Origin of the sequence: Streptomyces sp. NBC_00210, assembly GCF_045160975.1 — a bacterium.
In the GTDB taxonomy this organism is placed as follows: Bacteria; Actinomycetota; Actinomycetes; order Streptomycetales; family Streptomycetaceae; genus Streptomyces.
Window position 1 is genome coordinate 6,642,120 of sequence record NZ_CP108120.1, and the last position, 19,514, is coordinate 6,661,633.

The 19,514-nt window shown below is 70.2% G+C and carries 19 protein-coding genes; 11 read left to right on the forward strand and 8 right to left on the reverse strand.

What is annotated here, in order from left to right:
- Nucleotides 1-54 precede the first annotated feature (54 nt).
- The 3 genes from OG729_RS29995 to OG729_RS30005 are packed head-to-tail and all read left to right on the forward strand — an operon-like array spanning nt 55 to nt 3,737.
- Nucleotides 55-969: a class I SAM-dependent methyltransferase gene (locus tag OG729_RS29995; protein ID WP_405808991.1), complete on the forward strand. Its 915-nt coding sequence runs from the start codon at nt 55-57 to the stop codon at nt 967-969.
- Between the two features lie 57 nt (nt 970-1,026).
- Nucleotides 1,027-2,502 (forward strand): MFS transporter, encoded by a 1,476-nt coding sequence (locus OG729_RS30000; protein WP_405808992.1) that lies wholly within the window; start codon nt 1,027-1,029, stop codon nt 2,500-2,502.
- 53 nt (nt 2,503-2,555) lie between these two features.
- A complete protein-coding gene (locus OG729_RS30005; protein WP_405808994.1) occupies nt 2,556-3,737 on the forward strand; it encodes a cytochrome P450 in 1,182 nt (393 codons plus the stop codon).
- 78 nt (nt 3,738-3,815) lie between these two features.
- On the opposite strand, the gene OG729_RS30010 is transcribed toward OG729_RS30005, so the two are convergent.
- Complete coding sequence (locus OG729_RS30010) at nt 3,816-4,289, reverse strand: DUF3574 domain-containing protein (RefSeq protein ID WP_405808996.1); 474 nt, start codon at nt 4,287-4,289, stop codon at nt 3,816-3,818.
- A 196-nt stretch (nt 4,290-4,485) separates the two neighbouring features.
- Between OG729_RS30010 and OG729_RS30015 the strand changes: the two genes are divergently transcribed.
- The gene (locus OG729_RS30015; RefSeq protein WP_405808998.1) at nt 4,486-5,847 is read left to right on the forward strand and encodes an amidohydrolase; all 1,362 of its coding nucleotides are present in this window, start codon (nt 4,486-4,488) and stop codon (nt 5,845-5,847) included.
- A 138-nt stretch (nt 5,848-5,985) separates the two neighbouring features.
- Nucleotides 5,986-6,624, forward strand: coding sequence for a chaplin (locus tag OG729_RS30020; RefSeq protein ID WP_405809000.1), 639 nt, complete (start codon nt 5,986-5,988; stop codon nt 6,622-6,624).
- A 64-nt stretch (nt 6,625-6,688) separates the two neighbouring features.
- Here the strand turns inward: OG729_RS30020 and OG729_RS30025 are convergent, their stop codons facing one another.
- A complete protein-coding gene (locus tag OG729_RS30025) occupies nt 6,689-7,348 on the reverse strand; it encodes a DUF2293 domain-containing protein (protein ID WP_405809001.1) in 660 nt (219 codons plus the stop codon).
- A gap of 15 nt (nt 7,349-7,363) precedes the next feature.
- On the opposite strand from OG729_RS30025, the gene OG729_RS30030 reads away from it, so the two are divergent.
- A complete protein-coding gene (locus OG729_RS30030; RefSeq protein WP_405809003.1) occupies nt 7,364-8,347 on the forward strand; it encodes a D-2-hydroxyacid dehydrogenase family protein in 984 nt (327 codons plus the stop codon).
- On the opposite strand, the gene OG729_RS30035 is transcribed toward OG729_RS30030, so the two are convergent.
- Complete coding sequence (locus OG729_RS30035) at nt 8,316-8,774, reverse strand: hypothetical protein (protein ID WP_360873857.1); 459 nt, start codon at nt 8,772-8,774, stop codon at nt 8,316-8,318. The genes OG729_RS30030 and OG729_RS30035 overlap by 32 nt on opposite strands.
- Nucleotides 8,775-8,857: 83 nt before the next feature.
- Here OG729_RS30035 and OG729_RS30040 point away from each other — a divergent pair, with 83 nt between their 5' ends.
- The 3 genes from OG729_RS30040 to OG729_RS30050 all read left to right on the forward strand — a co-directional run bounded on the left by OG729_RS30040 (nt 8,858) and on the right by OG729_RS30050 (nt 11,235).
- Nucleotides 8,858-9,589: a hypothetical protein gene (locus OG729_RS30040; RefSeq protein WP_360873854.1), complete on the forward strand. Its 732-nt coding sequence runs from the start codon at nt 8,858-8,860 to the stop codon at nt 9,587-9,589.
- Between the two features lie 481 nt (nt 9,590-10,070).
- Nucleotides 10,071-10,535: a cupin domain-containing protein gene (locus OG729_RS30045; protein ID WP_360873851.1), complete on the forward strand. Its 465-nt coding sequence runs from the start codon at nt 10,071-10,073 to the stop codon at nt 10,533-10,535.
- Between the two features lie 61 nt (nt 10,536-10,596).
- Nucleotides 10,597-11,235, forward strand: a complete 639-nt coding sequence (locus OG729_RS30050; RefSeq protein WP_405809006.1) for a uridine kinase — start codon at nt 10,597-10,599, stop codon at nt 11,233-11,235.
- Here the strand turns inward: OG729_RS30050 and OG729_RS30055 are convergent.
- From OG729_RS30055 to OG729_RS30075, 5 genes are all read right to left on the reverse strand, one after another.
- On the reverse strand, nt 11,208-12,167 hold the full coding sequence (locus OG729_RS30055) for a carbohydrate kinase family protein (protein ID WP_405809007.1): 960 nt from the start codon (nt 12,165-12,167) through the stop codon (nt 11,208-11,210). The genes OG729_RS30050 and OG729_RS30055 overlap by 28 nt on opposite strands.
- Entirely contained in the window at nt 12,164-13,096 is a 933-nt protein-coding gene (locus tag OG729_RS30060; RefSeq protein WP_360873842.1) for a pseudouridine-5'-phosphate glycosidase, read from the reverse strand. Before OG729_RS30060 ends, OG729_RS30055 begins: the two co-directional genes overlap by 4 nt.
- Before the next feature lie 96 nt (nt 13,097-13,192).
- Nucleotides 13,193-14,452 carry an MFS transporter gene (locus OG729_RS30065; RefSeq protein ID WP_405809009.1) on the reverse strand — a complete coding sequence of 420 codons (1,260 nt, stop codon included), beginning with the start codon at nt 14,450-14,452 and terminating at the stop codon, nt 13,193-13,195.
- A 229-nt stretch (nt 14,453-14,681) separates the two neighbouring features.
- A complete protein-coding gene (locus tag OG729_RS30070; RefSeq protein ID WP_405809011.1) occupies nt 14,682-15,212 on the reverse strand; it encodes a methylated-DNA--[protein]-cysteine S-methyltransferase in 531 nt (176 codons plus the stop codon).
- Between the two features lie 71 nt (nt 15,213-15,283).
- The gene (locus tag OG729_RS30075; RefSeq protein ID WP_405809013.1) at nt 15,284-16,174 is read right to left on the reverse strand and encodes a glycerophosphodiester phosphodiesterase; all 891 of its coding nucleotides are present in this window, start codon (nt 16,172-16,174) and stop codon (nt 15,284-15,286) included.
- A 237-nt stretch (nt 16,175-16,411) separates the two neighbouring features.
- On the opposite strand from OG729_RS30075, the gene OG729_RS30080 reads away from it, so the two are divergent.
- Together OG729_RS30080 and uvrB are read left to right on the forward strand one after the other, a co-directional pair.
- A complete protein-coding gene (locus tag OG729_RS30080; protein WP_405809015.1) occupies nt 16,412-17,290 on the forward strand; it encodes an MHYT domain-containing protein in 879 nt (292 codons plus the stop codon).
- A gap of 86 nt (nt 17,291-17,376) precedes the next feature.
- Nucleotides 17,377-19,497: an excinuclease ABC subunit UvrB gene (gene uvrB, locus OG729_RS30085; RefSeq protein ID WP_405809016.1), complete on the forward strand. Its 2,121-nt coding sequence runs from the start codon at nt 17,377-17,379 to the stop codon at nt 19,495-19,497.
- Nucleotides 19,498-19,514: the final 17 nt, after the last annotated feature.

The following is a 19,514-nucleotide window of genomic DNA, read 5'->3' on the forward strand; positions in this document are numbered from 1 at the left end:
GGAATCGGCAACAAGAGTTGCCGTCGCCACTCGGGCGGGTGGACGCTCCTCGGCATGAGCCCACACAGCGATTCCGGACACGGACACGGACACCACCACACCGACATCGACTGGGAGGTCATGGCCGCCCAGCTGGAGAACAGCGGCGAACTGCAGCTCCCGGTCCTCCGCAGGACCGCCGACCGCCTGAGGGAGCTGCTCGACCCGGAGAAGGAGGTCCGGCGCATCCTCGACATCGGCAGCGGGCCGGGCGTGATGACCTGCGTGTTCGCCGAGGCCTTCGCGGACGCCGAGGCGGTCGCCGTGGACGGTACGCCCGGGCTGCTGGACCGCGCCCTGACTCGCGCCGAGCGGCTCGGCCTCGGCGGCAGGGTGGCCGTCCGGCACGCGGAGCTGCCCGGGGGCCTGGACAGCGGTGACGAGCACGGCGGCCTCGGCACGGCGGATCTGGTGTGGAGCAGCCGGGCCGTGCACCACCTCGGCGATCAGCAGGGCGCGTTGAACGCGCTCGCCGGTGTGCTGAGGCCCGGCGGGCTGCTCGCCGTGGCGGAGGGCGGTCTGCCGATGCGCTTCCTCCCACGCGACATCGGCATCGGCAGGCCCGGCCTCCAGGCCCGGCTCGACGCCGCCCTGGAGCACTGGTTCGAGGTCATGCGAGCCGAACTGCCCGGCAGCACCACCGTGGTCGAGGACTGGCCCGCGATGCTCAGCCGCGCCGGGCTCACCGACGTAGGCAGCTTCACCTCCCTCCTCGACCTGCCGGCACCTCTGGGCGAAACGGCCCGCGCCTTCCTGCACACGCATCTGACCCGGTTGCGGGAGACGGCGAGCGAGTCCCTGGACGTGGAGGACCGCAACACACTCGACGTGCTGCTCGATCCCGGGGCACCGGAGGGCATTCTGCGGCGGCCCGACGCCTTCCTCCTGTCCGCCACCACGGTCTTCACGGGCGTGCGCTCGGCACGCTGACCGTGCCCGCCATCACCTGACGACCGGGCTTCGGGAGTTCACCAGAGAACGGAGTTCATGTTGAAGCCAGTCACAACAGGACAGGATGAGGCAGCAGCCAGAAGTACCCAGCGGACGCCTTCGGTTCGGTGGGCGCTCGCCAGCCTTTCGCTGTCCATGTTGCTGTCCTCGCTCGGCACCAGCATCGCCAATGTCGGCTTGCCGACGTTGGCAGAGGCGTTCGACGCCTCTTTCCAGGAAGTCCAGTGGATCGTCCTCGCCTATCTCCTCGCCATCACCACCGTGATCGTCAGCGTCGGACGGCTCGGTGACATCACCGGCCGCCGACGGCTGCTACTGGCCGGAATCCTCCTGTTCACGGGGGCATCGCTCCTGTGCGGCGTCGCGCCCACGCTCTGGCTGCTGATTGCCGCCCGGGTGGCACAGGGCCTCGGAGCGGCCATCATGATGGCCCTCACCATGGCGTTTGTCGGTGAGACGGTTCCGAAGGCAAAGACCGGTAGTGCCATGGGGCTGCTCGGAACGATGTCCGCGATCGGCACCGCACTCGGTCCATCGCTGGGCGGCGCTCTGATCGCCGGACTCGGTTGGCGGGCAATCTTCCTCGTCAACGCGCCGCTGGGAATCCTGACTCTTCTACTCGCGCACCGCTACCTGCCCGTTGATCGGCGGGAGCCGAAAACCGACCGGGCCGGCTTCGACCATGTGGGCACGCTGCTGCTTGCTCTGACGCTCGCGGCCTATGCACTCGCCATGACAATGGGGCGCGGCAGTTTCGGTTCGCTCAACATGGCCCTGCTGTTGGCTGCCGCCTTCGGAGTCGGCCTCTTCGTGCGCGCCGAGGCGAGAGCAGCATCACCGTTGATCCGCTTGGGGATGTTCCGCGATCCAGCGCTGAGTGCGAGCCTCGCCATGAGCGCGCTCGTCTCGACGGTGATGATGGCGACGCTGGTGGTGGGGCCGTTCTATCTCTCTCGTACGCTCGGACTCGATGAGGCTCTTGTCGGACTCGTCTTGTCCGTCGGTCCGCTCGTCACTGCGCTGACCGGTGTGCCGGCCGGTCGCATTGCGGACCGTTTTGGCGCACAACGCATGACCATCGCTGGGCTCATCTCAATAGCGGCCGGTTCCTTCATTCTGTCCATGACGTCGGCGACGCTCGGCATCTTGGGCTACATCGCCCCCATCGTGGTCACCACCGTCGGCTATGCGGTGTTCCAGACGGCCAACAACACCGCCGTCATGACAGATGTCCGCCCGGATCAGCGGGGCGTCACTTCGGGCATGCTCAACCTGTCGCGCAATCTCGGGCTCGTCACCGGCGCATCCGTCATGGGCGCCGTGTTCGCGCTCGCATCGGCGACGACCGACGTCACAACGGCGCATCCCGAGGCCGTTGCCACCGGTATGCGGATCACGTTCGCAGTCGCCGCGATGCTGATCGTCGTCGCGCTCACCATTGCGGTTGGCAGCCGTGCTCTCGCGCGAAGGGCGGTCCGTCCTGAGGGACAACTGCCCACTGCCGGGCCGTAATTCGGCAGACAGCCGTCGACAGCTCCGGAATGCGGCGCCTCTAGGGTGGAGCCATGGCACTCCAAGATCCGACGAGCGAGCTGATGGCCGACCCCTACGCCGTGTATGCGCGGCTCCGCGAGGCCGGGCCCGTGCACCGGATCGCCGGGACGGACGGGCTGCCGGCCTGGCTGGTCACCCGCTACGACGACGTACGTCAGGCACTGGCCGATCCCCGGCTCTCCCTGGACAAGCGCAACGCGGCACCTGGCAATTACCGGGGGATGGCGCTGCCGCCGGCGCTGGACGCGAATCTGCTCAACATGGACCCGCCGGACCACACCCGCATCCGGCGCCTGGTCTCCCAGGCGTTCACCCCGCGTCGCATCGCGCAGCTGCGTGAGCCGATCCGTAAAACAGCCGACCAACTGCTGGACGCCATCGCCTCGCACGGCCGCGCCGACCTGATCGCCTCGTACGCCGCGCCGTTGCCGATCAGCGTCATCTGCGACCTGCTCGGCGTGGCCCCGGAGGACCGGCGTGATTTCCGGGCGTGGACCGACGCCCTGGTCGCCCCGGATCCTGCGCAGCCGTCACGGGCGAAGGAAGCGGTCGGGGGCATGCTGGCGTTCTTCACCCAGCTCATCGCCCGCAAGCGCGCCGAGCCGGACGCCGACCTGCTCTCCGCCCTGATCGCGGTACGCGATGAGGAAGACCGGCTGAGCGAGGACGAGTTGATGTCCCTGGCCTTCCTCATCCTGTTCGCCGGATACGAGAACACCGTCCACCTCATAGGCAACGCCACCCTGGCCCTGCTCAGCCACCCCGACCAACTGGCCGCGCTGCGTGCCGACCCCGCCCGGCTGAGCGGCGCCGTCGAGGAGTTGGCCCGTTACGACGGCCCTGTCCCGCTGGCCATTCGCCGCTTTCCCGTCGAGGACATCACCATCGGCGGCGTCACGATCCCGGCGGGTGAGACCGTCCTGCTCTCACTCGCGGCCGCGCACCGCGATCCGCACCGTTTCACCGACCCCGACCGCCTCGACATCGGCCGCGACGCCACCGGCCATCTCGCGCTCGGCCATGGCATCCACTACTGCCTGGGCGCCCCCCTGGCCCGGATGGAGGCGGAGATCGCGCTGGCCGCGCTGCTGGAGAGGTTTCCGCGGCTGGTTCTCGATGTCGCGTACGGCGAACTGCGGTGGCGGCCTTCGATGCGTGCCCGAGGGCTGCTCTCTCTGCCCGTGCGTTTCTGAGCCGGGGCGCTCAGAGGAAGGCCCCGCTCTCAGAAGTCGGCGCTGGCAGGAAGGCCCCGCTCGCAGGCAGGCCCGCTCTCAGAAGTCGGCGAGCGTTGTCTCGTCCAGCCGGGCCACCGAGTCCTGTGCGTACGCCGCGACATAGGCCTCGCGGATCCGCTCGATCAGCGGGTCGCGTACGTGAGCCTCCGCGGCCGGGTAGAGCAGGATCAGCTCGTACGAACGCTCCCGTTCGATGGTGCCGTTGGAGTCCCGCCACTGTCCGCGGCCGTCCTGGACTGTCAGCCCGGACGGGAAGCTCGGCGTGACCCTCCGGTCGATGAATGCCATGAACTGCCGGTCTGTCACATCGGGTCCGCCGTCGGGACGCTCTGTACCGAAGAACAGCCGCGTCTCGACGTACGCCGCCCCACGCGCCGCTGCGGACGAGGCCCTGGGTGCCTTCGCCCGTTCACTGTCGAGCGCGGCGGTGGAGGCGGGCGCACCCACTGTCAGTACGGCGACGGTGGCACCGGCGACGGCGAGGAGAGTGCGCTGCTTCAAGGTGGGCACGGGGAGCGGGTCCTTCCATCGGGGGCCGCAGGGCGGCCACCACGTGCGTTGCGACTCCACCAAGGGGGCCACGAAACAGTGCGCCAGGACGCCGAATTCGTCCGGAAACCACCCGCGCGAGCGCATCCCTCGTTGTGTCCGCGGGCAGAGCCTGACCGACAGACTGGGAGCAAGAGGACGTCAGGAGGAGGACCACATGGTTGCTGCGGACGCCGAGCGGCCCGCGGATCTGATCATTGACGGGTGCATCGCCCTCGTACACGACGAAGAGACGGGGATCGGCTTCCTCCGGGACGCCGCCGTCGTCGTACGCGGCCAGCTGATCGAGGCCGTCACCTCCGCGCGTGCCGTCGCTGGGCTCCCCGCCGTCGAGCGGATCGACGCGCGTGGGCAGCTCGCCATGCCGGGGCTGATCAACTGCCATACCCACTCGCCGATGGTCGCCCTGCGCGGGATCGCCGAGGACATGCCCGTCGAGGAGTGGTTCAACGACTGGATCTGGCCGATCGAGTCCAACCTCACCGAGCATGCCGTGGAGCTCGGGGCGCGGCTGGCGTGCGCCGAGATGATCCGGGGCGGGGTCACCGCCTTCGCCGATCACTACTTCTCGATGGACAAGGTGGCCGCTGCCGTGCTGGACAGCGGGCTGCGGGCCAATCTCGGCCTGGCCTACTTCTCCAGCCAGGGCGCCGAAGGCCGGGAGCGGTCACTCGACTTCGCGCTGCGGATGCGAGGTGCGGCACACGGGCGGATCAGTACGTCGCTCGCTCCTCATGCGCCGTACACCGTCGACGACGCCGATCTGACGGTGACCGCTCAGCTGGCCCGGCAGCATGGGCTGCTGGTGCACATCCACGCGGCCGAGAACAGGACACAGACGGACAACAGCCTTGAACGGTACGGGCGTACACCCGTCGAGGTGCTCGAGCGGGCCGGGCTGCTGGATGTGGATCTGCTCATCGCGCACGGGACGGGGATCACCGAGAAGGATCTGGCGGTGCTGCAGCGGGGCGCCGGGCGGATCGCGGTGGCCACCGCGCCCAAGGGCTATCTCAGGTTCGCCTGGAACACCACGCCGATCCGGGCGCTGGCCGCCGCGGGGATTCCGGTCGGACTCGCCACCGACGGGGCCGCGTCGAACAACACGCTCGATGTGTGGGAGAGCATGGCGCTCACCGCGCTCGTACAGAAGTCCGTGGAGAACGACCCGACCTGGCTGACCGCCCGCCAGGCGCTCGATCACGCGACAACCCAGAGCGCACGGGCCATCGGGCTCGGGGATCGGATCGGTGCCCTCGCCCCGGGGCGGCGGGCCGATCTGATTCTGGTCGATCTCAGTGGGCCGCACACGCAGCCGCTGCACGACATCGCCGCGACGCTTGTGCACAGCGCCCGCTCCGGAGACGTACGCACCACCATCGTCGACGGGCGGATTCTGATGCGGGACCGGATGCTGCTGACCCTGGATGTGCCCGCCATCGTCGCCGAACTGACCCAGCAGCTACCGGCGTTGACCGAGCGTCGCAAGGGGCGCCGAATCCAGGACTACGAGGGGTAGGGGAGGCGAGGAGACCAGTTCGACAAAACGCCCACTCGATGGAGTGAAAGGCGTATATGCCATAACCCGAATGGCCTCATGGGCGTTGGTGACGGTGCGGGCGAGTGCCCGTGAACGTCTCCTGAAGGCAGGGAACCCATGAGGCAGGTTCACCGAAAGGGTCTGGCCGCCGTGATGGTCACCGGTGGCGCGCTCGCCATGGCGGGGCATGCGCACGCGGACTCGAACGCGGACGGTGGTGCGGCCGGTTCGCCCGGACTGCTGGCCGGCAACACGGTGCAGCTTCCGGTGCATGTCCCGGTCAATGTGTGCGGCAACACCGTCAATGTCGTCGGACTGCTCAACCCGGCCGCCGGCAACTCCTGTGCCAACCGCTCGGCGGGCACCTCGCAGGGCGCTCACCGGCCCGCGGGCGCCGCCGCCGTAGCCGGCAGAAAGGATTCCCCCGGTGTCCTCTCCGGCAACGGCGGGCAACTCGCCATCGATCTGCCCGTGAACGTCACGGGGAACTCCGTGAACATCGTCGGCCTCGGGAACGCCGCCACCGGCAACTCCTCCGCCAACACCCCCGGCAGGCCGCCCGTCCGCCCGCGGCCCGCCACCCCGCCGAAGCCCGCGCCGCACACGCCGGCGCCGCGCCCCCAGGCGCCCCGTCCGGGCGAGTCCCTCGCCCACACCGGTTCCGGACCGGTCGTCCTCGCCGCGCCCGCCGGTGCCGCACTGCTGCTCGGCGGCATCGTCCTCTACCGCCGTTTCCGGCCCGCCCGCGAGTCCTAGCGTCCGCCTGCGAGTCCTGGCCACCCGCCAGCGGTCCGCGGTCCTGGCCACCCGCCCGCGGGTCCTAGCGCTCCGCCGGCCCGAGCCAGGACGCCAGCACCCCCTCGATCACCGCCGCCACCCGCGCCCGCGCCTCTTGGCGGGCGACCCCGGCCATCAGCAGGGTGTCGTAGTCCGTGTCGAGATGCCGTACGGAGGCCCGCACCGCGGCCGTGACCGCCGCCCGTGCCAAGGAGCGGCCCGCGGCGGTGCGGCCCACCCGGCCACTGCCCCGCACCGAGGCGTGGGCGGCGATGTCCTCGGCGCGGGTGGGCGGACAGCCCGGGAACAGCCGCAGGATCTCGGCCGTCAGAGCGACCGTGAACCGTACGTCTTCGGCCGCACGGCGCACCGCGTCCCGCTCGCGCCGCCGGGCCCGCGCATCCGCGTCCGCCAGGCACGCCGACTCGGCGCGGGCCAGCGCCGCCTCCTCGACAAGGAGCCCCTGGCGTTCGTACCGCCGCCGCCGGCGGTTGAAGTGCACCACGACCGCCCACAGCGAACTCGCCTCGCGGGCCCGGCGGGTGAGCGCGGCACTGCCGCGCGGCAGAAAAACGAGATGGGCAAGGTCGGCGCAGTCCAGGCAGACCGGCGCGTTGAACTCCAGCAGGTGCATGGTCAGCGGCCCCTGACGGCACTCCGCACAGTGCCGTCCCTTCAGTGGCTGGATCACCACCAGATCCATGTACGCTCCGCTCCCATGAAGCTGCGCTGTGCCGTGCTCGACGACTACCAGGACGTCGCGCTGTCCCTGGCCGACTGGTCGGCCCTCGCCAAGGACATTGAAGTCCGTTCGCTGCACAGCCACTTCACCACGGAGGAAGAGGTGGCCGAAGCCGTCGGCGACTGCGAGATCCTCGTCGTGATGCGGGAGCGGACTCCCTTCCCCGAGTCGATGTTCGCGCGGCTGCCGCGGCTCAGGCTGCTGATCACCTCCGGTATGCGCAATGCCTCCATCGACCTCGAAGCAGCCGCTCGGCACGGCGTCACCGTGTGCGGTACCGCCAGCAGCTCCGAACCGCCCGCCGAGCTGACCTGGGCGCTGATCCTCGGCCTGGCGCGCGGTGTGGTGCAGGAGGCCTCGTCGCTGCGGGCGGGCGGCCCCTGGCAGTCCACGATCGGCGCCGATCTGCACGGCCGCCGCCTTGCCCTCCTCGGCCTCGGGAAGATTGGCGCGAAGGTGGCCCGGGTCGGCCTGGCCTTCGGCATGGAGGTCATGGCCTGGAGCCGGAACCTCACCGACGAGCGGGCCGCCGAACACGGTGTCGTACGCGCACACTCCCTCGAAGAGCTCCTCGAATCCGGTGACTTCGTCTCCGTACATCTCCAGCTCGGCGACCGCACCCGCGGTCTGATCGGTACGAGCGAGCTCAAGAGGATGCGGCGTACGGCCTACCTCGTGAACACATCGCGCGCCGCGATCGTCGACCAGGCCGCTCTCGTACGGGCGCTGCACGACGGCTGGATCGCCGGCGCCGGATCGGACGTCTTCGAGCACGAGCCGCTGCCCGCCGACGACCCGCTGCGCACCGCTCCGCACTTCCTCGGGCTGCCGCACCTCGGCTATGTCACCCGGCGCAACTACGAGGGTTACTTCCAGCAGGCCGTCGAGGACATCGCCGCCTACCTCGACGGCAGCCCCCTGCGCACTCTCAGCGCACGCCCGGCGCCGCCGCCCCGATGAACTCCGACAGCGTCTCGCGCGCCTGCTCCGAACGCTGCGAGCGGTCCGACTCGTCCCGTGCCTCGTGCATGCAGTTCGTCACCTCGAAGGCGGCCGCCGCAAGCCCCAGCGCCTGCGAGTCTTCGCACACCAACTGGACGCGGATCAGAGCCTGATGAGCAGTCGAGCGCAGCCGGTAGGAGTCGATGCGCGCCTCCTCGGCCGTCATGCTGCCCGGCGCCTGCCGTGCGCGGTGCCAGCGGTCGTTCTGGCCGCGCCGGTAGTCGACGAGCGCGCCCGCGAAGGCGCTGTACGCGGAGATCCGCTCCTGGCGCAGCTGTTCGGCACGACTGAGAACCGCCGCGCGCTCGGCCGTCTGACGCTGGAAGAAATGGGTGGCCACCGAGCCGAGCAGGGTGCCTATGACCGCGATGACAGCTGTCTCCATGGTGCGTACTCCCCAGAGGACTTGAACGAGTTGTGTGAATAATCGTTCGAGCGTGCGTGAGCGGTCTTGGTAGCTTGATCGACGTGGCGAAACTCAATCAGATCATCGCAGTCGAGAAAGGCGTCAAGTCCAAGGCGCACCAGGACCTGACGGCGGCCCATCACGGGCTGCAGAAGCCTGCGCTGCTGGCCGGTATCTCGCGTACGTACCAGCCCAAGGACGAGGAGGGCGAGCAACTGCCGCCGGAGTCCACGCGGGTCCAGGTAAAGACCGAGGACGTGCTGCGCGAGACGGCTAGGACGCTGACGCGGCTGTTCGACGTCACCGCCACCAAGGACTGGGCCAACTGCACCGCGCGCGCCGATGTGACGGTGGACGGGCGCGTCCTGGTGAGCGAGGTGCCGGTTGCGTATCTCCTCTTCCTGGAGAAGCAGTTGACGGACATCAACACCTTTGTGCGCAAGCTCCCGGTGCTGGACGCCTCCGAGTCATGGTCCCAGGACCCGTCGACGGACGCCTGGAAGACGGAGGCGGTGCGCACGCTGCGTACGAAGAAGGTGCCCCGCAACCATGTGAAGGCCGAGGCGACCGAGAAGCACCCGGCACAGGTCGAGGTGTACTACGAGGACATCCCGGTCGGTTACTGGACGACGGTGAAGTTCTCCGGCGCGCTGCCGGCACGGCGGGTGAACGAACTGCTGGAGCGGGTGGAGAAGCTGCAGCAGGCGGTGAAGTTCGCCCGCGAGGAGGCCAACGCCGCGGATGTGACCGACCAGCGAGTGGGTGACGCCGTCTTCGGCTACCTGTTCGGGTAGCCTCAATGACTCCCCGTCCGCCTGCGTGCGGGCGGGGTGCGCGAGGAGCGCAAGCTGAAACTGAAGCTTGTCGTGACTGAGCGGTTCCAGTGGAGGTTCGATTCCTCCCCGCGGCATTTTCCGTACGTACGGGCCGCGGTAGCCCAACTCGGCAGAGGCAGACCGCGATCAATCTCAGACTATTGCTCCAGACTCAGCATTCGCCGCCGATCGCCGGATCGACCGGGCCCGGGCCCTGGTGCGTCGAAATGCCGGTTCAAGTCCGGCCCGCGTAGCTCGATACGCGGTGGTCCAAAGGCAGGACGCGGCGACATAACGACTGACCCGGGTTCTCAAGCGTGCCGGCGTGCTACATGGGTGGCATCACAGGGTCCGGAGGCCGGCTACGCCTCCGGGCCCGCTCCCGTTTTCCGGCCCGCAGCAGCCCCCTCCTCCGGTACGTTGAGGCCGTTTTGGCGACGCCGGTGAGCTGGAGGCTTCAATGAGGTTCAAGGACAGAACACGCACGGCGATGGTCCTGACGGGCTGCCTCGCGGCGCTCGCGACGGTGCCCTCCGCGGCGAACGCCACGCCCGGCAGCGGCGTTTCGGGCACGGTCCTCGCGCAGGGCGTCTCGGAGGGAACCCTGAAGCTGAAGGCCAAGGGCCGCACCGACGTGGTCGTACGGACGATCACGATCGCCCCGGGCGGCTCCACCGGCTGGCACTCGCATGCCGGCCAGCTGCTCGCCGTCGTCAAGTCCGGCACGCTGACGCGCACTCTGGACGACTGCTCGGTCGAGGTGACCCCTGCGGGCGCGGCCTTCGTCGAGCCGTCCGGACCGCGGCACCGGCACATCGGGCGCAACCTGGGCACCGAGCCGGTGGTGCTGTACGTGACGTATCTGCTGCCCAAGGGCAGCCCGCTGTCGAACGACGCGGACGCGCCGCCCTGCGCCGGGCGGTAGCGGACGGCCCGCCCGTCCGGCGCGTCGGAGGCGACGGTCAAGCCCGGTGGATGATGGACGGATGCGAGTCGAAGCGATCACCTGGGAGCGGCTGACCGGGGCCATCGTCGACCGGGTCATGGCGGCCAAGGCCGAGGACGGCAGCCCCTGGCTGCGGATCGGCTTCGACGGGGCGCCCGTCGCGCCGGGCGGGGAGTTGGCCGGGCGGGTCGGGGAAGCACTCCGGCTGCGGGGGCGGAGTGTCCTGGTCGTCGGGACCGGCGGGTTTCTGCGGCCCGCCTCGCTGCGGTACGAGTACGGGCGCGAGGACCCCGACACGTACTACAGCGGCTGGTTCGACACCGGAGCGCTGTGGCGGGAGGTCTTCGGGCCGCTGGAGGCGGGTGGCAGCGGGCGGGTGCTGCCCGATCTGTGGGATCCCGTGACCGACCGGGCCACCCGGAGCCCGCACGTCGAACTCCCGCCCGGCGGAGTGCTGTTGCTGCACGGACCCTTTCTGCTCGGGCACTGGTTCCCGTTCGATCTCACCGCGCATCTGCGGCTGTCGCCCGCGGCACTGCGGCGGCGTACGCAGGAGAGCGAGCTGTGGACTCTGCCCGCGTATCGGCGGTACGAGGACGAGGTGGAGCCGGAGGTGGCCGCCGATGCGGTGGTGCGGGCCGACGATCCGCGTCATCCCGCGTGGGGCGGCCTGCGCTGATCCGGGCGGCCGCCGATCAGCGTCACGGCCTGCGCGCCCGCCAGGCAGCCCTCGGCCGCTGCCGTCGCCGCGTCCGCCCCCGCCAGACGGGCGGCGAGGAACGCGCCCGTGAACGCGTCTCCCGCGCCCGTGGAGTCCACCGCGTCGGCCGGCACCGGCGGGACGCGGGCCGTGACCGTGCCCGACTCCGCGACGAGCGCGCCGTCGCCGCCCAGCGTCACCACGGTCAGCGGGACATGGCGGCTCAGTTCCGCCGCGGCCTCGGCAGGGTCGGGCAGGCCGGTGAGGAGGCGGGCCTCGTCGGCGTTCGGGAAGAGGACGTCCGCGCCTGCGAGCGTCGCCAGCATGCGGCCGGTGCCCAGCTCCTTGATGAAACCCGCAGAGGCGGGGTCCACGCTCACCGGGATGCCCCGGGCCCGCGCCGACTCCATGGCCAGCAGGGCCAGTTGGCGGCTGGTGTCGGCGAAGAGCAGATAGCCGGAGACATGCAGATGGGCCACGCCGTCGAGCAGTGCCGGTGACCAGTCGGCGGGGGTCAGGCGCAGCACCGCGCCGCTGTCGGTGAGGAACGTCCGCTCGGCGCTGGCGTCCACGAACGCGATGACCGTGGCTGTCGGCGCTTCGGCATCCGGGACGAGGAGAGGCCGTACGCCCGCGGCGCGCAGGCGTGCGTCGTGCCAGGCCGCTTCGTCGGCGCCGACGCGCGCGAGGAGCCGTACGTCCGGGCAGCCCCGGCGCGCCGCCCAGCAGGCCGCGTTGGCCCCCGCGCCGCCCGGCAGGATACGGATCCGGGCCGCCGTGTCCGTCCCCCGGGCGAGAGGCGCGCGATGGCGGGCGACGACATCGGTGACGACGTCACCGATGACGAGCAGCGCGCCCCAGCTCGCGGCGCCCCGGCTCCTTCGGTCCGAGCCCGTTTCGTCCTGGCTCACACGGTCCCCACCCAGTGCGTCCCCACGCACAAGGCTGCCGCGATCTGCGCCGCCAACCGCACATTCCCCCGTACCGCCGCCACATTGGCCTCCAGCGAAGCCCCCTCCGTCAGCCGCATCAGATAGTCGAGCAGGAAGGGGGTCACGGCCTGGCCCACGATGCCCCGCTCCCGGCACTCGTCCAGCGCCTCGCCGAGCACCCGGTCGTGCAGCGCCGGATCCAGCTGATCGGCCTCCGGCACCGGGTTCGCGACAACCAGCGCCGCGTCCGGCCCGCCGAGCGCATCCTGGGCCCGGATCACCTCCGCCGTCTCCTCCGGCGTATGGACCGTCCAGTCGACCGGCTCCCCGGAGGAGGTCAGATAGAAGCCGGGGAACCGGTCGGTGCCGTAGCCGACGATCCCGACTCCCAGCGTCTCCAGCCGCTGCAGCGTCGCCGGTACGTCCAGCACCGACTTCACCCCCGCGCACACCACCGCGATCCGGGTCTGCGCGAGGACCCGCAGGTCGGCCGACTCGTCCTGTGTCTCGGCCCACTCGCGGTGCACTCCACCGAGCCCGCCGGTCGCGAAGACCCGGATCCCGGCCCGCGACGCCAAAAACGCGGTCGCCGACACCGTCGTGGCTCCGCTCACCCCCGCCGCCAGTGCCGGTGCGAGATCCCGGTGCCCGAGCTTGCGTACGTCGTCGTCCCCCGCGACCCGCTCCAACTGGCTCTTGTCCAGGCCGACATGGACCTTCCCGTCCAGCACGGCAATGGTCGCGGGCACGGCGCCCCCGGACCGTACGAGCCCTTCCAGTTCCTCGGCGACGGCCAGATTGCGCGGACGCGGCAGCCCGTGCGCAATGATCGTCGACTCCAGGGCGACGACGGGCCGGTGGGCGGCCAGCGCTTCCTGTACTTCCTCGGTGACTTCGGTCAGCAGCATGTCCAATCTCTGGCACACAGGCGCCGCGCCCAAACCCTCAGCCGCACCGGGGCAAGAGGGCAGGCGGTCCGCCCCCGCCCTCGTCGCATGCTCCCGTCAGCTGAGCACTCTGCGTACCGCGAGGGCCGCCATCGGCAGCAGCAGGCAGGCGCCGACGACGTTCAGCCAGCCGTAGCTCGCCTGCGCCACGATGAGTCCGGCGGCCGCGCCGCCGATGCCCGCCGATGTGTTCATGGTCAGGTCGGACAGGCCCTGCACGGCCGCGCGGGCGGGCTGCGGCACGGAGTCGGTGAGCAGGGTCGAACCGGACACCAGACCCGCCGACCAGCCGAGACCGAGCACGAAGAGCCCGGCGGCGGTCTGTCCGTGCGCGGGGCCCGCCGTACCGGCGAGCAGCGCGGCCGAGCAGAGCAGCCCCACCGCGAGACCGATCACGGCGAGCCGCCCGATGCGGTCCGCCAGCCAGCCCATGACCGGCGAGAAGGCATACATGCCCGCGATATGACCGCTGATCACCAGGCCGATCAGCTCGATGCCCGCGCCGTGGTGGCTGAGCGCGAGCGGGGTCATCGACATGATCGACACCATGGCGGTGTGCGAGACGGCGACGGTGACAAGGGCGAGCCGGGCCATCGGCGACTTGCGTACGGCCAGCAGCCCGGCCCGCAGCGAGCGCCCCTCGGGCGAACGGTCGGCAGGGGAGAGCGCCCGGGCGGTGAGCAGCGGATCGGGGCGCAGCAGGACGAGAACCACGACCGCGGAGATCAGGAAGACCCCGGCCGCCCAGAGGAACGGCCCCGCGGCCGGCGGTATGCCGAGCCCGGCGACGCTGCGGCCCGCGGGCGCGGCGATATTGGGGCCGAGCACAGCGCCGATCGTGGTCGCCCACACGACATTGGAGATCGCCCGTCCTCGCCGCTCGGGCTCGGCCAGATCGGCGGCCGCAAAGCGTGACTGCAGATTTGCCGACGAAGCGGCGCCGAAGAGGGCCATGCCGACAAGCAGCAGCGGAAAGTTCTCCACGACCGCGGCGAGCACGACCACGCCCGCGCCCAACGCGCCGAGCAGATAGGCGAGTACGATCCCGGGCCGCCGCCCGCGTGCCGTCATCAGCGCGGCGAGCGGCATGGACAGCAGCGCGGTCCCGGCCACGGTCGCGGTCGGCGCCAGCCCGGACAGCGCCTCTGTCCCACTCACCTGCTGTGCGAGCACGGTGGCGAGCGCGATTCCGGTGGCGACGCCGAGCCCACCGAGGATCTGGCCGGCGATGAGCACGGCGGTGATACGCCGCCGCAGCGCGGGCAGCTCGTCCACCGAAACGGGCGCGAGGGCCGCAGCCTTGTCGATCGAGGTCACTGCGCGGGCCCGGATGCGTGCGCCGGGGCGGGGGCCGTGGTGCTGGGCGCAGGGGGTATGTCAGGTGCGTCAGGACAGGTGGTCACTGGCGCAGTGTGCCAGCCCGCACGCGCGTACGAAACCGCATTCGCCGGTGCCCGGCCGCCTGCCGGTCCGTCCGCGGGGCCGCCCGCCCGCCGACCCCGCCGCCCGCCGGTCCGCCCGTCGGGGTGCTCGTCCGGCCCTCCGGTCAGAACAGCGGCTCGGGCAGCACCCCCTCCAGCGCCAGCAGCTTCCGCTTGGTCTCCAGACCGCCCCCGAACCCGCCGAGCCCGCCGTCCGTCTCCACCACGCGGTGGCACGGCACCACCACCGGCAGTGGATTGGACCCCATCGCCGCGCCCACGGCCTGCGCCGCGCCCGGCTCGCCCACCCGGGCCGCGAGATCGCCGTAGCCGACGACCGAGCCGTACGGCACGCCGTCAGCGAGCTCCCCGAGCACCTTCCGGTTGAACCCGCCGGACAGCGACCAGTCCAGCGGCAGGTCGAACTGTCGCAGCCCGCCCGCGAAATACGCCTCCAGCTGACGTATCGGCTCGGCCAGCAGGCCCGTCGAGTCCTCCATCGGCTCGGCGGCAAGACGGCCCGCCAGCCGCCCGAGCGCCTTGTCCCGCACCGCCGCGTCGGCATGGAAGACCACGCTCACCAGACCCTCGTCGGTCGCGGCGAGGAGCAGCGGTCCGATGTCCGTGCCCACGACGGTCCACTCGAAGCTCTTCATGCGGACCACCGTACGACCGGCCACTGACAGTGCCGGTCCCGTGCCGGTCCCGTGCCTGGTCAGCGCCGGTTTCAGCCCAGCGCGTCCCGTACGACGTCCGGGTTGTTGGTGATGATGCCGTCCACTCCGAAGCCGTCCACCCGCACGGTGCCCGTCGCGTCGTTCACCGTCCAGGTGTTGACCCGCAGCCGCTTGCCGTGCGGTCCCTTCAGCGCGTGCACCGCGGCCACGTACTCCGCGGAGAGCGATGTGTGCGTCGGATTGATCTGGTCGGTGAAGGCCGCGTACGCGGGCAGGTCGGCGACCGCGGGCGTACCGAGGAAGCCGGTCGTGATGTCCGGTCGCTGCCGGTGCACCGCCTGCACGCTGTGCGCGCCGAAACTCTGGACGACCAGCTTGTGCGTGACATGGGCGCGGTCGAGCCAGCCCTGTGCGCGCAGCACCCGCAGAGTGTCCTTCTCGATGCCCGGATACGCCTCGGGCTTCTTGATCTCCAGGAGCAACTTCTGGCCGTTGTCGTCGACCCGGTTCAGATACTGCTTCAGCGTCGGCACCCGCGCCCCCGCCCACTTGGCCCCGAACCAGCTGCCGGCGTCCAGCGTCGCGATCTCCGCGGCGGTGAAGTCCTTGACCTTCCACGGCGCGCGCCCCGGGAAGCGCTGTTCCACATCCGTGGTCCTCGCCAGGGTGTCGTCGTGGATGACCACCAGCTCGCCGTCCTCGGTGCGCTGGACGTCGTTCTCCATCCAGGCGAAGCCCATGTCGGCGGCGAGGTCGATGGCCGCGAGGGTGTTCTCCGGCGCATACGCGGAGGCTCCGCGGTGGGCGATCACAAGGGGCTCACAGTGCCGGCCGGCCGGCCGGGTCGCGAACGGCGCGGTCGCGACCGCCGGGCCGGGCAGCAGCAGTGAGCTGACCCCCAGAACGACAGTGGCCGTTGCTGCGACGGGTCGTGCGTACACCTGGACTCCTTACGGCGTCGGGTTACGGACGGGCAGAGGGTGACAGTCGACAACCAACGAGGAACAGGCGAAGTATGGCCAGAACCTGAACGCATCACCTGACCGTTTCCATGTCGATAAATCTCTGTTCAATTGTTTGCTTGGCGTGGCGAGAGCCATACTCTCGCCCCCGGACCAGACGTTCCGTCAGGGATCACGGGGATCACGGGGATCACAAGGAGCGAAGGGCGTATCGGCATGCAGGGGACTGTCGACGGATTCACCTACGGCCTCGTCACACCCGTGGCGGCTTACGCCACGGCCTGCCTCGGCGGCGCCCTCGGCCTGCGCTGCACGACCAGATCCGTCCGCAACCGGCGCTCTTTCAAGCCCGGCTGGCTCGCCCTGGGCGCGCTCGCGATCGGCTCCGGAATCTGGACCATGCACTTCGTCGCGATGATGGGCTTCACCGTCGCCGAGGCTCCGATCGGCTACGACCGGCCGACCACCTTCGCCAGCCTTGTTGTCGCGATCGTCATGGTCGGCATCGGGATCTTCATAGTGGGGTACCGCGGTGCGACCCCCATGGCTCTTGTCACCGGCGGCACCATCACGGGCCTCGGTGTGGCCTCCATGCACTACCTCGGCATGGCCGGAATGCGACTGCAGGGACGCCTCGAGTACGACACCCTGACCGTCTGTCTCTCGGTGGTGATCGCCGTCGTCGCCGCCACGACCGCCCTGTGGGCGGCAGTGTCCGTCCACGGCTTCCTGGCGAGCCTGGGCGCCAGCCTCGTGATGGGTGTCGCGGTGAGCGGCATGCACTACACCGGCATGGCGGCTGTCAGCGTCCATCTGCACGGAGCCGCGGGCTCCGCGGGCACCGGGGACTCGCCCGCCACTCTGCTCGCGCCCATGATGGTCGGTCCGGTGGTCTTCCTGCTCCTCGCCGGGGTGGTAGTGATGTTCGATCCGCTGCTGGTGATGGGCGAGCCGGACTGGGGACGGCCCGCCGACGGGGAGCCCGGCCGGCCGGGGGTTCCCGCCCAGCGGGCCCAGGGACCGCTCAGGGCGCCCGTGGGCTGGGCCGCCGACCGGTCCACACGCCGGGAGCCGCCGAGTGCCCGGGACTGGTGACCACCGCCTGATCCCTGCCCGGGACTGGTGACCGCCTGATCCGCGACCGGGACCCGGTTGTCAGTGGTGGGTCGTACGGTGGATCCATGCGGCCCGTTTCCAAGATCGAACGTACGGTGGCGCCCTTCGAGGTCGTCAGTTCCTACCAGCCCAGCGGCGACCAGCCGACGGCCATCGCCGACCTGGACCGGCGTATCCGTGCCGGTGAGAAGGATGTCGTCCTGCTCGGCGCGACCGGCACCGGCAAGTCGGCGACCACCGCCTGGATGATCGAGAAGCTTCAGCGCCCCACGCTGGTGATGGCGCCGAACAAGACCCTGGCCGCCCAGCTGGCGAACGAGTTCCGCGAGCTCCTGCCGAACAACGCGGTGGAGTACTTCGTCTCGTACTACGACTACTACCAGCCCGAGGCGTACGTCCCGCAGTCGGACACCTACATCGAGAAGGACTCCTCGATCAACGAGGAGGTCGAGCGGCTGCGCCACTCCGCGACGAACTCGCTGCTCACCCGGCGCGATGTGATCGTGGTCGCCTCCGTCTCGTGCATCTACGGCCTCGGCACCCCGCAGGAGTACGTCGACCGGATGGTCCCCCTCCAGGTCGGCGAAGAGATCGACCGCGACCAGCTGCTGCGCCGCTTCGTCGACATCCAGTACACGCGCAACGACGTGGCCTTCGCGCGCGGCACCTTCCGGGTCCGCGGCGACACCATCGAGATCTTCCCGGTCTACGAGGAGCTCGCCGTCCGTATCGAGATGTTCGGCGACGAGATCGAGGCCCTGTCCACCCTCCATCCGCTCACCGGCGAGATCCTCAGCGAGGACGAATCGCTGTACGTCTTCCCGGCCAGCCACTATGTGGCGGGCCCGGAGCGCATGGAGAAGGCGGTCAACGGCATCGAGGTCGAGTTGGAGCAGCGCCTCGCCGAGCTCGACAAGCAGGGCAAGCTGCTGGAGTCGCAGCGGCTGCGCATGCGTACCACGTACGACATCGAGATGATGCGCCAAATCGGCTCCTGCTCCGGCATCGAGAACTACTCGATGCACTTCGACGACCGCGCGCCGGGCTCCGCCCCCAACACCCTCCTCGACTACTTCCCCGAGGACTTCCTCCTCGTTATCGACGAGTCGCACGTCACCGTGCCGCAGATCGGCGCGATGTACGAGGGGGACGCATCGCGCAAGCGCACCCTGGTCGACCACGGCTTCCGGCTGCCGTCCGCGCTCGACAACCGTCCGCTGAAGTGGGAGGAGTTCCAGCAGCGGATCGGCCAGACCGTCTATCTCTCCGCCACCCCCGGCAAGTACGAACTGTCCCGCGGCGACGGCTTCGTGGAGCAGATCATCCGCCCCACCGGCCTGATCGACCCGGAAGTCGTCGTCAAGCCCACCGAGGGCCAGATCGACGACCTGGTCCACGAGATCCGCGAGCGCACCGAGAAGAACGAGCGCGTCCTGGTCACCACCCTCACCAAGAAGATGGCCGAGGACCTCACCGACTACTTCCTGGAGCTGGGCATCCAGGTCCGGTATCTGCACAGCGACGTCGACACCCTGCGCCGGGTCGAGCTGCTGCGCGAACTGCGCGCCGGTGAGTACGACGTCCTGGTCGGCATCAACCTGCTGCGGGAGGGCCTCGACCTGCCCGAGGTGTCCCTGGTGGCCATCCTCGATGCCGACAAGCAGGGCTTTCTGCGCTCCGGCACCTCGCTGATCCAGACCATCGGCCGCGCGGCGCGCAATGTCTCCGGCCAGGTCCATATGTACGCGGACACCATCACCCCGGCGATGGCGCAAGCGATCGATGAGACCAACCGCCGCCGGGAGAAGCAGGTCGCATACAACACCGAGCGCGGCATCGACCCGCAGCCGCTCCGCAAGAAGATCAACGACATCGTCGCGACCATCGCACGCGAGGAGGTCGACACCGAGGAGCTGCTCGGCACCGGCTACCGGCAGACGAAGGCCGAGAAGCCCGGCAAGGGCGCCAAGGCCCCCGTCCCGGCACTTGGCAAGAGCGCAGGCAAGAAGGGCGAGGTGCTCACCGACCGTCCCGCCGCCGAACTGGCGGGGATCATCGAGGAGATGACCGACCGGATGCGGGCCGCGGCCGCCGACCTGCAGTTCGAGATTGCCGCGCGGCTGCGTGACGAGGTGAGCGAGCTGAAGAAGGAGCTGCGCCAGATGAAGGAGGCCGGTCTCGCCTAGGAGACCTGGTGCGTTCC